The 14,495-nt window shown below is 59.1% G+C and carries 11 protein-coding genes; 2 read left to right on the forward strand and 9 right to left on the reverse strand.

The genetic code is table 11. The annotated features are described in order from the left end of the window. Positions 1-109 precede the first annotated feature (109 nt). Positions 110-1,027 carry a LysR family transcriptional regulator gene (locus PY650_RS04365; protein ID WP_285877834.1) on the forward strand — a complete coding sequence of 306 codons (918 nt, stop codon included), beginning with the start codon at positions 110-112 and terminating at the stop codon, positions 1,025-1,027. Here the strand turns inward: PY650_RS04365 and PY650_RS04370 are convergent. The 5 genes from PY650_RS04370 to PY650_RS04390 all read right to left on the reverse strand — a co-directional run bounded on the left by PY650_RS04370 (position 1,024) and on the right by PY650_RS04390 (position 6,849). Then, a complete protein-coding gene (locus tag PY650_RS04370; protein ID WP_285877835.1) occupies positions 1,024-2,985 on the reverse strand; it encodes a putative bifunctional diguanylate cyclase/phosphodiesterase in 1,962 nt (653 codons plus the stop codon). The genes PY650_RS04365 and PY650_RS04370 overlap by 4 nt on opposite strands. A gap of 141 nt (positions 2,986-3,126) precedes the next feature. Further along, entirely contained in the window at positions 3,127-4,161 is a 1,035-nt protein-coding gene (gene galE, locus PY650_RS04375) for a UDP-glucose 4-epimerase GalE (RefSeq protein ID WP_285877836.1), read from the reverse strand. A gap of 222 nt (positions 4,162-4,383) precedes the next feature. Then, the gene (locus tag PY650_RS04380) at positions 4,384-5,550 is read right to left on the reverse strand and encodes a pyridoxal phosphate-dependent aminotransferase (RefSeq protein WP_285877837.1); all 1,167 of its coding nucleotides are present in this window, start codon (positions 5,548-5,550) and stop codon (positions 4,384-4,386) included. Between the two features lie 146 nt (positions 5,551-5,696). Next, a complete protein-coding gene (gene mscL / locus PY650_RS04385) occupies positions 5,697-6,131 on the reverse strand; it encodes a large conductance mechanosensitive channel protein MscL (RefSeq protein WP_285868161.1) in 435 nt (144 codons plus the stop codon). 157 nt (positions 6,132-6,288) lie between these two features. Then, positions 6,289-6,849, reverse strand: coding sequence for a TetR/AcrR family transcriptional regulator (locus PY650_RS04390; protein ID WP_285877947.1), 561 nt, complete (start codon positions 6,847-6,849; stop codon positions 6,289-6,291). A gap of 144 nt (positions 6,850-6,993) precedes the next feature. On the opposite strand from PY650_RS04390, the gene PY650_RS04395 reads away from it, so the two are divergent. Next, complete coding sequence (locus PY650_RS04395; protein ID WP_285877838.1) at positions 6,994-8,271, forward strand: MFS transporter; 1,278 nt, start codon at positions 6,994-6,996, stop codon at positions 8,269-8,271. Here PY650_RS04395 and PY650_RS04400 read toward each other — a convergent pair. From PY650_RS04400 to PY650_RS04415, 4 genes are all read right to left on the reverse strand, one after another. Next, positions 8,208-8,651 (reverse strand): YybH family protein, encoded by a 444-nt coding sequence (locus tag PY650_RS04400; RefSeq protein ID WP_285877839.1) that lies wholly within the window; start codon positions 8,649-8,651, stop codon positions 8,208-8,210. The genes PY650_RS04395 and PY650_RS04400 overlap by 64 nt on opposite strands. A 120-nt stretch (positions 8,652-8,771) precedes the next feature. Continuing rightward, positions 8,772-10,982 carry a 3-hydroxyacyl-CoA dehydrogenase NAD-binding domain-containing protein gene (locus PY650_RS04405; protein WP_285877840.1) on the reverse strand — a complete coding sequence of 737 codons (2,211 nt, stop codon included), beginning with the start codon at positions 10,980-10,982 and terminating at the stop codon, positions 8,772-8,774. A 15-nt stretch (positions 10,983-10,997) separates the two neighbouring features. Beyond that, positions 10,998-12,206, reverse strand: a complete 1,209-nt coding sequence (locus PY650_RS04410) for an acetyl-CoA C-acetyltransferase (protein WP_285877841.1) — start codon at positions 12,204-12,206, stop codon at positions 10,998-11,000. A gap of 226 nt (positions 12,207-12,432) precedes the next feature. After that, positions 12,433-14,229: an acyl-CoA dehydrogenase C-terminal domain-containing protein gene (locus tag PY650_RS04415; protein ID WP_285877842.1), complete on the reverse strand. Its 1,797-nt coding sequence runs from the start codon at positions 14,227-14,229 to the stop codon at positions 12,433-12,435. Between the last annotated feature and the right edge of the window lie 266 nt (positions 14,230-14,495).

A 14,495-nucleotide genomic window follows, 5' to 3' on the forward strand; every position in this document is an offset into this window, starting at 1 on the left:
CAAAACGACTTTCCTGTCCTTCAAGATCATTGAAATCGGGCGTTGACGCAAGTGAAGTTTACAATTAATTCCAAACAGTGTCTGTTCATTTTTGAACAGAAAGGGAGGCATGAAGACCGCGCCGCATTTCACTTGGGATGATCTGCAGTTTTTCCTGGCCGTGGCCCGGACAGGACAGCTTTCGACCGCGGCCAGGCAATTGCGGACCAGCCACGCCACCGTCTCGCGCCGTATCGACCGGCTGGAATTTTCGCTTCAGGTCAAGCTCTTCGAGCGCAACCCGCGCGGCTACATGCTGACCGGCATGGGCCAGCGCTTCGTCGACACGGCCGAACGGATGGAGCAGGAAACCGAGCGGCTGCGCTCAGACCTAACGGTCGGCTCAGCTGCACAGCGGGGCGTGGTGCGCATCAGTGCTCCGGAGGGTTTTTCCAATTTCTTCTTTACCACCATGCTTTCGGAGTTCACCGCGCGATATCCGAATATCTCGCTGGAATTGGTGACCATCCAGCAGATCATGTCGCTATCGCGCAAGGAAGCCGATATCGTGGTCGTGCTCGACCCGCCGAAAGCCGGCCCCTATTTCACCGAGAAACTGACCGATTACCATCTGCAAGTCTACGGGTCGCGGGAGTATCTCGCGAGCCACCCGCGGGTCGAAAGCCGTGACGATCTGCCGGAGCATGCCTTCATCGGCTACATCGAAGACATGATCTTCGCGCCAGGGCTCGACTATCTCGGCGACATCCATCCGCGCATCAAACCGCAATTTCAGAGTTCCAGCATCTTTGCGCAGTTGACAGCGACGAAGAGCGGGCTCGGGCTCTGCGTGTTGCCCTTCTTCATCGCCAATCGACATCCGGATCTGCAGATGGTGCTACCCGACGAAGTCGACCTGAAGCGCCACTACTGGATCACCTGCCATCGCGACCTCCGGCAATCGCCGCGCGTGCGCACGGTCATCGATTTTCTGGTGGATGCGGTACGCCGCAATGCGCCGGCCTTTCTTGGGCGCGCATCAGTTTAGGCATTCGCCATGCGCCGCGCCTCAACGTCCGTCTCGCTCGCCTCGGCAAAGGCGATCGCATCATGCAGGCGCAGCGGCTTGGAAAAGTGATAGCCCTGCGCCAACCGAACTCCGAAAGCACGCAGCGCCTCGGCAATCGCTGCGCTTTCGACGCCTTCGGCGACTGAGGTAATACCGAGATTGCGGCTGAGATTGGCAACCGAGCGGGTGATATTCATGCAGCGAACGTCGCGATCGAACTGCATGACGAAACTCTTATCAATCTTGATCTTGTCGAATTCCAGCCGGTGAACATGGCTGAGGCTGGAAAAGCCAGTGCCGAAATCGTCAAGCGCAATGGTAATGCCGGCAGCGCGCAACAGGCCAATGACCTCATAGGCCGTGTCGAAATCCGAAAGCAATGCCGTTTCGGTGATCTCGAATTCGATGCGGCGAGGATCGATCTTGGCGGTATGGATCATGGCCAGTAGGGCCATCGAAGTCTCATGGTCGCAGATATCGCGCGCCGACAGGTTGAAAGACATGCGCAACGGCGAAGGCATGACCGACAACGCCTGCAGCGCCTCGGCGAACAGGATGCGGGTCATCTTGCCGATCACCGCCGTGCGCTCGGCTGCGGGAACGAAGGCATCGGGGCTGACGCGGCCAAGGCGAGCGCTGCTCCAGCGCGCCAAGGCTTCGAAGCCGACGACATGACCATCATCGAGATCCACGATCGGTTGGTATTCCAGCGACAATTCTCGGGCGAAATTGTCACTCTGCAATTCCAGCTCGATCAGATGCCGTTGCTGGAGGATCTCCTCAAGATCATGGGAGAAGAACTCGACGCTACCGTTGCGGCGGCTCTTGACCTGATAAAGCGCGAAGTCTGCCTTTTCATATAGCTGTTCGGCCGTATGGCCGCCGCCCTCCGGAACGACGATGCCACAGGAGCCGGAAATACGGATGGAGCCACCCGGCACATCATAGGGTTCGCGCAGCGCCGCGCAGAAAGCCTGCCCTAACTCGGAGACACAATCGCGGCCGAGATCGCATGGAAAAATCACGCCAAATTCGTCGCCCCCAAGGCGCGCAATGGTGCCTTTGCCGCTCATCAGGGCCACGAAACGTTCGGCAGTCTGCTTCAAGACGAGGTCGCCTGCGGCGTGGCCAAAGACGTCGTTGACCGGCTTGAAGCCATCTAGATCGACAAGACCGACGATCGGCGGTTCGTCCGGCCGTTGCTGCAACAGATCCTGCAATTCACGAAAGAAGCTACGACGGTTGGCAAGGCCGGTGAGTTGATCCTGCAACGCGTTGCGGCCGTTGACGAGAATCAGCCGCTCGGCTTCCGTCTGCTTGTCGACAAGTTCCTCGGTCAGCCGCACCAGCCCGGCAAAGTTCCGGAAATAGCTGTCGATCACGCGGATGAAGGGAAAGGTGAGGAAAATGACGCTGGTCGCCGTCGCCACGAACACCGAATTGCCGGAAACCATGAAGGTGACGACCATGAAGGAGAATGTGATCGCAGTCGTTAGCAATGCAGCTGCCGGCAGGTGCATGAGGCAGAAGACGCAGGAGATGCCCGTCACGACAAGGAAATAGGCGATCTGACCCTGCTGATAGGCATTGCCATATTGATAAAGCGCGACCGCCCAGGCGCCGAAAGCAACCGTCAGCACGCCAGCGAACACGATCGTTCGAAGCATCACCCTATAGGCCCGATGCGCGCTTATGGAGTCCTGGCCGTGTATCTGCCACCAGACGATGCGGAAAACACAGAATATGCTCAGGCCGATCGGCACATAAAGCGCCAGCCACATCGGCGCGGTGCGGATATGGGTGATCGCCACGGCCAGGGCGTTGATGATCAAAAGAATATAAAGAACGGGTATCTGTGACGACAGCGCTTTGTATTGCGCTACCAGAAACGTCGGATTCTCTTTCTGCAGGCGCACGCCTGAAAGCAAGTTCCTCATGGCTCTCATCCCCCAAGCATATAAAACCACAAAAAACTTGATTTTCAGTTATTTTTATTTGGAAATATTACTAATTGTTTCCGGTATATTTCTGAATTTACATTAAAATATAAATATTTTTCCATGTAAAATGCGGAGCTGTCAGACGCTTGGCGCTGCGAACACCTTATGCAAGCCACTTACGTCGAAACCGGATTTGTGCGCGAGGTAGATTTCCCACTCCAGCGATGAGCGCACGATCGTCTCCATGCAGTTGTATTTCGGCGCCCATCCCAGTTCGCGCTGAGCGAGGGTTGCGTCGGCGACAACGCTGGCGGCGTCCCCGGGTCGACGCGGTGCCATATGAATGCGGAAGGCTCGGCCATAGACCCGCGTGACCATGTTCAGGACGTCGAGCACCGAATAGCCCGTGCCATAACCGCAATTTGCTACAATCGGCCGGCCGCCGCTTCTCAGATGCTGCAGCGCCATCAGATGTGCTTCGACGAGATCGGAGACGTGGATGTAGTCGCGCACGCCAGTGCCGTCATGTGTCGGATAATCGGTGCCATAGATATCTACCTGGCGGCGCCGACCGAGGGCCGCTTCGCAGGCAACCTTGACAAGATGGGTAGCGCCATCGGTCGATTGACCGGCCCGACCCTTTGGATCGGCGCCGGCAACGTTGAAATAGCGTAGAGCCACATAGCGGAAATCATAAGCGGCGGCAGCATCGTGCAGCATTAATTCCGACATCAACTTGGATTGCCCATAGGGTGTTTCTGGGCGCAGCGGCGCGCTTTCCCGCACCGGTTCGCTGGAGGGCTGCGGGCCGTAGACAGCGGCGGTGGAGGAGAAGACCAAGTGGCGAATGCCGGCCTTGATCGCGGCGCTCGTCAGGACACGGGTTTTACCGGTGTTGTTGTCATAATAGGCAAGCGGGTCTTCAATCGACATCGGCACGACGGCGGAACCGGCGAAATGAATGATGGCGTCGATATCGTTTTCCGCGAAGATCTCCTGCAGCAATGCTTCATCGGCGACATCGCCGAGATAGAAGCGCGCCGCCGGTGCGACCGCCCAACGAAAGCCGGTGGAAAGACGGTCGATAACGACGACATCCTCGCCGGCATCCAGCAATTTCCAGACCATGTGGCTGCCGATATATCCGGCACCGCCCGTCACCAACACTGTCATTCTTCGCGCCCCTGCAAAGTGATATGAGGAGCATATGAAGCCCGCTTTCTTACGGATTTGATTAAAAGCAGGGGTTGAGTTGGTTCATGCGAAGGGAAGATTGCTCCTATGGTTAGGCGGTGTTTTCGTGGATTGGTCGGATTTTATCGATCTCAGAGCGGCGCACGAAAAACCCGGTGCAACGGCCGGGTTCACTCAGTAAATCAGCGGGGAAATCCTGCCCTACAAATCCAGTATATACCGGCTTAGCCGTTCCGCAGCATCCGCCACCTGCGCAGGATTACGAAGGAAACAAGCGCGCATGAAGAGTTCGCCGCCCTTGCCGAAGGCCGTTCCAGGCGCCAGGCCGACGCCGGTTTTGTCGACGATATCGAGGGCGGCCTTGCGACTGTCGCTGACGCCGTCGATCTTCAGGAACGAATAGAGCGCGCCATCCGGCTTCAGTGTGTGGACGCGGTTGGTGGCGATCAGCGCGTCGCAGAGGATGTCACGCGCGCGGGCCGCTTTGGCGATGTTGGAGCGGACAAAATCATCGCCTTCATTCAGCGCGGCAACCGCGCCTTTCTGCATGAACTGCGCTACACCGGAGGTCGAGTATTGCACAAGGTTTTCGATGACCTGCCCAAGCTCGGCTGGCGCCACGATCCAGCCGACGCGCCATCCAGTCATCGACCAGTTCTTCGAGAAGGAATTGACGAACAGGATCTTGTCGTCGGCTTCCTTGATGTCCAGGAAGCTCGGCGCGCGACCGCCAGCATAATAGTACAACGCATAGATTTCGTCGGCCATGATCCAGAGATCATGTTTGCGCGCGAGCGTCAGAATATCCCGGAGATCCTGGTGGGTCGCCGTCCAGCCCGTCGGGTTGGACGGGGTGTTGATGAAGAGACCCTTCGTCTTCGGCGTGATCGCCGCCTCAATGCGCTCGAGATCGAGCGACCATTTGCCGTGTTCGAACTGCAACGGCACGGGGACGGAGCGGGCGCCTGCAATCTCTAGCGCAGCGGCGATATTCGGCCAGGCTGGTGAGAGATAGACCATCTCATCGCCGGGAGACGTTATCGCCTGCACGGAAAGTTGGATCGCCTGCATGCCGGAGCCGACGACGTAGAAATGCTCCATCGGCAGGGAGGTGCTGAAGTGCCGGCCATAATAATCGGCAAGTGCCTGGCGCAGCTCCGGGATGCCGCGCTGCCAGGTGTAGAAGGTTTCGCCAGCATTAAGCGAGGCCATGGCGGCGCGGTTGATGAAATCCGGTGTCGGCAGATCGCCCTCGCCGACCCACAGGGGCAGCAGGCCGTCGCGGCCACGGGCATAATTCACAACTTCCACGATTCCGCTTTCGGGTGCGCCAAGCGCACGCGGGCTGAGGCTATCCAATATCGACATGCTAAGTCTCCGGTTTCCTGCTTCATAAAGCAGAACACTGGCCAAATCCTATGACTTTGCCTTAGCGACCGATCGATTTTTGTGATGAATAACGCCTCGGCCGTTGATCAGCCGAGCCTTGAAATCAGGGATTGCGAAAACGTGCTTCAGGCGGCGGGGCGCTTGGCCAAGAGGTCACGGATTTCCGTGAGCAACTGGACATCGGCGGGCGGCGGTGCGGCTTCGGCCGCCTTTTCCTCTTTGCGCGCGACCTGCTTTTGCAACGCGTTCACGCCCTTGACCATAAGGAATATAATCCAGGCGAGGATGAGGAAATTGATGAGGACGGTGATGAAATTGCCATAGGCGAAAACCGCGCCTTGCGCACGGGCGCCGGCCAACGTCGGCGCGTTGACAGCAGACGACAGGGGCAGAAAATGATTTGAAAAGTCAAAACCACCGAAAATCGCACCGACGATTGGCATGATGATATCTTCAACCAGCGACTTGACGATACCCCCGAACGCGCCGCCGATGATCACACCGACCGCGAGATCCATGACGTTGCCACGAGCAATGAAAGCCTTGAATTCATTAAGCATTGACCAGTCCCCTTCGCGTTGCCGTTGAATTCACTAGGAACGATTAGCACCATCTTTTTCTTTATTTTTCAACAGCAAATTGGCCGGAGGCGCGGCTCGGGCGCTCATATCCCAAGGGAATCATCTTTCCGGCATCTTTTAAGTGCGCATGCTGGAACTAATCAGTTTTCTCTGGCATCACCCGTGAAACCAGGCCGCGAACGTAGTCGTTGCTCGGCACCTGATCGAAGAGAATGCGGTACATGATCGGCGAGACGACGTAGTCCATCAGTTCGGTGAGCGTCGGGAATGCCTCGCCCCTCTCTTGCGCACGGGCCACGATGACGCGCAATTGTTGTTGGGTATAAATGCAGCACTTCTCCGCATTTGCGGAGTCGGATACCGCCAGGACATCGCGGATCATTTGCCGGCCGGCGCCGGACGACATTTCGTCGGCATACTGCTCGGCCCAGGCCTGCAGGTCGTTCCTGGCGCTACCTGTTTTGGGCGGCTCCGTTTCCGGCTGCAGGTGCGAGGCTGCCACATCGGCGAGAAGCTCCTGCAGGTCACCCCAGCGGCGATAGATCGTCGATGGCGTCACATTGGCGCGCTGCGCGATGAGCGGAATCGTCACGTCGGCACGATTCATTCCGGCCAACATATCACGAACTGCCTGATGCACCGCGGCCTGAACTCTGGCACTGCGCCCGCCAGGACGCGGATTTTCCTTTGAGACCATAACCTTATGCCAATCTTTCCCTTTGTCGCCGATCATGCATCAAAACGCTCTTGCGTTTCACTAACGCGAATTATTTGCTTTTATCTGCATGACACACTACGTATGCTTAACGCAATATTTTAGCTTTTAGCCAGGATGTAGTCGATGACCATGCTCGAATCCACCGCCAATTCGCCGCAGCCATCGGGCCGCCGGATGGCACCGCTCTTTCATGCCGCTAGCAGCGCCACTTTCTTTGCTGCCTCTTCCGCGCCGACGCCGCTTTACCGAGTCTACCAGCAGGTATTCGCCTTCTCGCCGGTGTTGATCACGGTGATCTTCGCCGTTTATGCGCTCGCTCTCCTCATCTCGCTCCTGATCGTCGGTTCGATCTCCGATCACCTCGGACGCCGGCCGGTGATCTTTGCTTCGCTTCTGCTTAATATGGTGGCGATGGCACTGTTTTTAATGGCCGACGGTCCGAATTGGCTGATTGCCGCACGCATCGTGCAAGGCTTCGCTACAGGCGCAGCAGCAGCCTCGATCGGCGCCGCGCTTGTCGATCTCGATCCAGCCAAGGGTTCGGTGACGAACAGCATAGCGCCGCTGGCCGGCATGGCAGTCGGCGCGCTTGGAACCAGCGCCCTGGTACAATACGCGCCGGCGCCGACACTTCTCGTCTACGCGATCGTGCTCGTGCTTCTCGTGGTCCAAGCCATCCTGATTTGGGCGACGCCTGAGACGACCCGCCGCCGAACCGGCCTCATCGCCTCGCTGAAGCCGGAGGTGGCTGTTCCACCGCAGGTCCGCCGGTCGCTGCTGGCGCTGACACCGGTCAATGTCGCGGTCTGGGCGCTTGGCGGCTTCTATCTTTCGCTAGTCCCGTCATTGATCAGCGCCACAACGGGCAACACCGCACCCCTCGTCGGCGGCTCGGTCGTTGCTGCGCTGACCATCAGCGGCGCTGCCTCCGTGTTTTTGCTACGCAAAAAACCTGCGGCAACCGCGCTGACCTTCGGAATATCGACCATGACCCTCGGCGTTCTCGCCGTGGTCGCTGGCGTGCATTCGGCCGAGGTGCCAATCCTTATCGTCGGAACGCTGATTGCAGGCGCCGGATTCGGCGCCAATTTCCTGGGTGCCGTGCGCAGCATCATGCCACTGGCCAAGCCCGACGAACGCGCCGGCCTGCTGTCAGCTTTCTACATCCAAAGTTACCTCGCCTTCAGCCTCCCCGCCATTTTGGCCGGCTTCCTGTCGAAGGCGGTCGGGTTTACGGCAACGACGGACATCTATGCCGCCGCGATTCTGGTCTTGGTCGGCAGCGGCGTGATGGCGTTGAGGGCCGGGCGGGAGAAGGTCGCTGCGTGCGCCCCCAGCTACGGCTTTAGCCCCAACTCCGCCAATCCGCTGCCGTCCTTGGCGAAGGGGACCGATGTGTGATCGTGGGCGATCTTCCAGACACCGGCTTCCTTTCTGAGGCCGAGCGTCTGACGGAACCAGAGATCGACCTTGGTGCCGTCGGCCTTAGTGCCTAGCATGTGTGTCAGGCCGCTCCAGAAGGCGATATCCCCGCCGATCGTCAGTTTCTGGTCTTCGACATCGCCTGCAATCGGCCCCTGCCAGGTATCGAACCAGCCTTGCAGGCCGGCCTGATCCTTACCCTTATATTGCAGAGGTGCCGCCAGAGTGAATTCCACGATGTCGTCGGTCACATGCGACAGGACGCCGGCGGCGTTCTTTTCACCTAAGGCCATCGCCCAATCGACCAGCATGGCAAAGATGGCGTCGGCTTCTTTTCGGCTTCCGATAATTTCGGCCATTATTCGTCTCCTCGGTTTGATGGAACCAAGCAGAGGACGAATGGAAAGAGCCGCCCCGACAGGAGCGGCCCTTTATTTTCCCAGGACTGATCGGCATGTTCTCGCGTAAAGAACGCTCTTTTATGCCGCTGTTTTCACGCCATACGGGTCAAACCGCCCATAAAATGTCTCGCCTTTCGCCGCCATATCCCTCAGCAAAGCTGTCGGATTGAAATGCTGTCCGTAAGCCTCTGCTAACGTTTCGCAAAGTCCAACGAAAGCCTTGACGCCCATGCCGTCTACGTAGGAGAGCGCACCACCGGTGTAAGGGGCGAAGCCGAAGCCGAGGATGGAGCCAACATCGGCTTCGCGCGGATCGGTGACGATGCCGTCTTCCATGGTGCGAGCGGCTTCCAGCGCGATAGTGACGAGGAAGCGTTGCTTCAGGACGTTGACGTCGATCTCATCGGCCTTCTTCTGCGGATACAGATCCTTCAAGCCCGGCCAAAGCAACTTCTTGGCCGGTTTGGGTGGATAATCGTAAAAGCCCTTTGAATTCTTGCGTCCGAAGCGGCCTTCGCCTTCCACGAGCCGTGTAATCAACTGCATATGTCTGCCATCAACGGCCTTGTCGCCGAGGTCAGCGACGGCAGCCTTGAGGATCTTCAGCGACAGGTCGATGGCGACCTCGTCGTTCAGCGCCAACGGCCCGACTGGCATGCCGGCCATCTTCGCGGCATTCTCGATCATCGCCGCCGGGACGCCTTCGCTCAGCATGTCGTAGGCTTCCGACATGTAGCGCAGGACGCAGCGGTTGACGAAAAAGCCGCGGGTGTCGTTGACGACTATCGGCGTTTTCTTGATGGCGGCGACGTAATCGAGCGCGACGGCGAGCGCGCGGTCGCCCGTTTCCTTGCCGAGAATGACCTCGGTCAACATCATCTTCTCGACCGGCGAGAAGAAATGGATGCCGATGAAGTCAGCCGGGCGTTTGGAATTCGTCGCAAGACCCGTAATCGGCAGTGTCGATGTGTTGGAGGCGAAGACGGCGCCAGCAGGCAGAACGGCTTCAACGGCCTCAATCACGGCTTTCTTGACGTCGCGATCCTCGAACACCGCCTCGATGACGAGATCGGCGTCGCTGAGATCGGCATAATCAATCGAAGGCGTGATGCGGGAAAGCAGAGCCGCACCTTCGTCATTCGTAAACCGTCCCTTACCAATGGAGTCTTTAACCAAACCTTCCGAAACCGTCTTGCCCTTGGTCGCGGCTTCGATGTCGCGATCGATGAGCGTAACAAAGATGCCGGCGGCTGCCGTGACATAGGCGATCGAGGCGCCCATGAAACCGGCCCCGACAACACCAACTTTCTTCAGCTCGGTTTTCGGGTGTCCCGCCGGGCGACGGGCCCCCTTGCCGAGCTCCTGCATTGAGACGAACAGCGAGCGGATCATCGAATAGGCTTCGGTCGTCTGCAGCACCTGGGTGAAATAGCGCTGCTCGATTTTGAGGCCGGTGTCGAAAGGCACCTGCAGGCCTTCATAGACACATTTGAGGATGGCAAGTGCCGCCGGATAGTTGCCCGATGTCTCACGGCGAAGGATTGCGGGTGCTGCCGGCCACAGCTGCGCCGCAGCCGGCGTCCAAATGCCGCCACCAGGCGCCTTGAAGCCCCTTTCGTCCCAGGGGGCGACGGGCTTCAGTCCTTCCTTGATCATCTGTTTGGCGGCCGGTATCAACTGATCCGGCTCGACGACCTGATGCACCAGGTTCATTGCCTTGGCGCGTGCAGCCGACAGCGACTGGCCTGTCGTCATCATCTGCAGGGCCGATTGCGCATCGGTCAGCCGCGACACGCGCTGCGTACCGCCGGCGCCGGGGAAAATGCCGACCTTGACCTCGGGTAAAGCGATCTTGACGCCCTTCGCATTCGACACCACACGGCCATGGCAAGCGAGCGACATTTCGAAGGCGCCGCCCATGCAGGTGCCGTTGATGGCGGAGACCCAGGGCTTGCCGCAAGTCTCGAGTTTGCGGAACAGGCCGGTCATGCGGCCGACGAGATCGAACAGCTTTTGCGCCGCCGTCGCTGGGTCCTTCGCCTTCTCATCCTGATAAAACGAGAACATCGATTTGATCATCGACAGATCGGCGCCGCCAGAGAAAGATGATTTGCCCGAAGTGATGACTACTCCCTTGATTGCTTTGTCTGCGACCGTTTCATCGATGATGGCATTCAGTTCGTCCATCACCCCGACGGTGAAGACGTTCATCGATCTACCGGGCATGTCCCAGGTGACGAGTCCGATACCGTCCGCGTCGGTCTCGACGGTGAAATTGGTGTAAGCCATAGGTTTCCCCTCCCCTTAGACGCGTTCGACGATCGTGGCCGTGCCCATGCCAGCGCCGATGCAGAGTGTCACCAGCGCCCTGTTGAGATCGCGGCGCTCCAGTTCGTCCAGCACCGTGCCCAGGATCATCGCGCCGGTGGCGCCGAGCGGATGGCCCATGGCGATGGCACCGCCGTTAACGTTGATCTTGTCGTGCGGGATATCAAAAGCCTGCATGTAGCGCAGTACGACGGCTGCGAAAGCCTCGTTCAGCTCGAAAAGATCGATATCGGCGAGCGTCATGCCGCAGCGCTTCAACAGCTTTTCGGTCACATCGACCGGGCCGGTCAGCATGAGTGCCGGATCAGAGCCGATATTGGCGAAAGCCTTGATGCGGCCGCGCGGCTTCAGCCCCATGCTGTCTCCGCCGGCTTTCGAGCCGAGCAGCACGGCAGCGGCGCCATCGACGATGCCCGAGGAATTGCCCGCGTGGTGCACGTAGTTAATGCGCTCAACTTCCGGATGCGCCTGGATGCCGACGGCTTCGAAGCCGCCCATCTCGCCCGGCATCTGAAAGGATGGATTGAGCGAGGCCAAGGCCTGCATATCGGTGCCCGGACGCATATGCTCATCCTTGGCAAGGATCGTCAGGCCGTTGATGTCCTTCACCGGAATCACTGACTTGCTGAAATAGCCCTTGTCCCAGGCATTGGCCGCTCGCTTCTGGCTCTCGACCGCATAGGCGTCGACATCGACGCGGGAGAAGCCGTATTTGGTGGCGATCAGATCGGCTGAGACGCCTTGCGGCATGAAATAGGCCGGAAAGTTCACCGAAGGGTCCATGAACCAGGCGCCACCGGACATACCGAGGCCGACACGCGACATGCTCTCAACGCCACCGGCGATGACAATATCGTCGGCGCCCTGAGCGATCTTGGCCGCGCCGAAGTTCACCGCATCGAGGCCGGAGGCGCAGAAGCGGGAGATCTGCATGCCGGGCGCCGTGGTCGAATAGCCAGCTTCGAAGGCGGCGGCCTTTGGAATAACGGCGCCGGCGTCCATGACCGGATCGACACAGCCCATAATTATGTCGTCGACCGTCCTCGTGTCGAGGCCATTGCGGTCGCGGATCGCCTCCAGCGTCCTGGCGGCAAGGCGGACGGACGGCACCTCATGTAGCGCGCCGTCCTTCTTGCCGCGCCCGCGCGGCGTGCGCACATGGTCGTAAATAAAAACCTCTGTCATGTCTCATCTCCCTGAGGCGGCAAGCCCCCTTCAATTCTACATACAGCGGCCAAAGGCCGCGAACTCCCCTTCTCCCCTCGGGAGAAGGTGCCCGGCAAGGCGGATGAGGGGCCGAAGTATCCAATCCCACGGGCCTTGACGGCAAGCGAAAGGCAGCCTTACCACGTAGCGCCCCTCAATCTGCGCGTTCCGCGCATCCTTCTCCCCGCCGGGAGAAGGTAAAGCTCTAAAATGCATCGGCCGCCAGTTCCATCATTGTGTCTGCGCCGGTTTCGATGCGCGCCTTGCGCAGCACCGTTTCCGGCATGATGCGCTCCATATAGAACCGTGCCGTGATAAGCTTGTTCTTCAGATAGTCCGCGCGTGCGCTGTCGCCACCCGCGAGACCTGCCTGTGCCGCCTTCGCCATCTTTGCCCACATATAGCCGAGGATGACTAGGCCGAAGAGGTGCATGTAGTCTGTCGAGCCGGCGCCGGCATTGTCGGGCTTGGCCATGGCATTCTGCATGAACCAGATAGTCGCAGCCTGGACGTCGTTCAAACCGTTCTTCAGATGCTTGGTGAAGAAGGCCATTTGCTCCTCGTTGCGGTTCTCTTCGCAGAAATCCCCGATCTCCTTGAACAATGCCATGACGGCGCGGCCACCGTTGTGCGCCAGCTTGCGGCCGACGAGATCGAGCGCCTGAATGCCGTTGGCGCCTTCGTAGATCATGGTGATGCGGGCGTCGCGGACATACTGGCTCATGCCGTGCTCTTCGATGTAGCCATGGCCACCAAAGACCTGCTGCGCCATGACGGCGTGGTCGAAGCCCTTGTCGCTCATCACGCCCTTCAGGATCGGCGTCGCCAGGCCAAGAATATCGTCGGCCGCCTGCCGTTCCTTCTCATCCGGCGAGCGATGGGCGATGTCGGATTTCAGCGCCGTCCACAGCAGGAAGGCACGACCGGCCTCATTGAAGGCGCGGATGGTCATCAGCGAGCGGCGGATGTCGGGATGGACGATGATCGGGTCGGCTTGTCTTTCCGGCGCTTTCGGGCCGGAGAGCGAGCGGCCCTGAATACGCTCCCGAGCATAATCGGCGGCATTCTGATAGGCGATCTCGGCGACGGCCAGCCCCTGTAAGCCGACGGCGAGCCGTGCCTCGTTCATCATCACGAACATGGCGTTAAGGCCCCTGTTCTGCTCGCCAATCAGGAAACCAGTCGCTTCGTCGTAGTTCATGACACAGGTGGCGCTGCCGTGAATGCCCATCTTGTGCTCGATCGCGCCGCAGGCAACGGCGTTGCGCGAGCCGAGCGAACCATCTCCATTGACGAGAAACTTTGGCACGATGAACAGCGACAAACCCTTGGTACCATTGGGCGCACCTTCGATACGGGCGAGGACGAGATGGACGATATTGTCCGTCATGTCGTGCTCACCGGCGGAGATGAAGATCTTCTGGCCGGAAATACTGTGGCTGCCATCGGCCTGAGGAACGGCTTTGGTGCGCAGCAGGCCGAGGTCGGTGCCGCAATGCGGCTCGGTGAGGTTCATGGTGCCGGACCATGTGCCATCGATCATCTTAGGCAGGTAGGTCTGCTTCTGCGCTTCGGAGCCATGCACGAAGATCGCGGCGATGGCGCCCTGCGTCAGCCCGGGATACATCATCAGTGACATGTTGGCGGCGGAGGTATATTCGCCGACGGCGCAATGCAGCGTGTAAGGCAGTCCCTGCCCGCCGAATTCTTCCGGGACGGCCAGCCCAAGCCAACCGCCTTCACGATAGGCGCGATAGGCCTCCTTGTAGCCCTTCGGCGTCGAGACCGTACCGTCGTCGCGGCGCACGCAGCCTTCCTGGTCGCCGGAATAATTCAGCGGGAAAAGCACTTCTTCCGCCAATTTGGCCGCCTCCCCGAGGATTGCCTCAATCGTGTCTGGGCTTGTCTCGGCGAAACCTGGCAGCTTGTTGTAGCGTTCCAGCCCAAGCACATCGTTCAGGACGAAAAGCGTATCGTTCACCGGGGCCTTGTACACTGGCATCTCTCGAATTCCTCCAATTCACTGCCGGACTCGCATTCCGGCCTTTGATCGAGTCTTACAAAATATTGACGTTTGCGTAAACGTCAAATTTGCGTGACGAGATGGATTTTTAGGAAGGGTAACCGAGCCTGTGCATCATGAAGATGATTATGGCAGGCGGCGGCGGTCCGTAGCCTATGGCTGCTGCGTTGCCAAAAAGATGACCGTCGATCACAGGGACATCCGCAGTTTGGCGGCATCGCCGCTTCCGCGCTCATCCGCTACCG

It is taken from the genome of Martinezella calliandrae (assembly GCF_030272695.1).
Taxonomy (GTDB): Bacteria; Pseudomonadota; Alphaproteobacteria; order Rhizobiales; family Rhizobiaceae; genus Rhizobium; species Rhizobium calliandrae.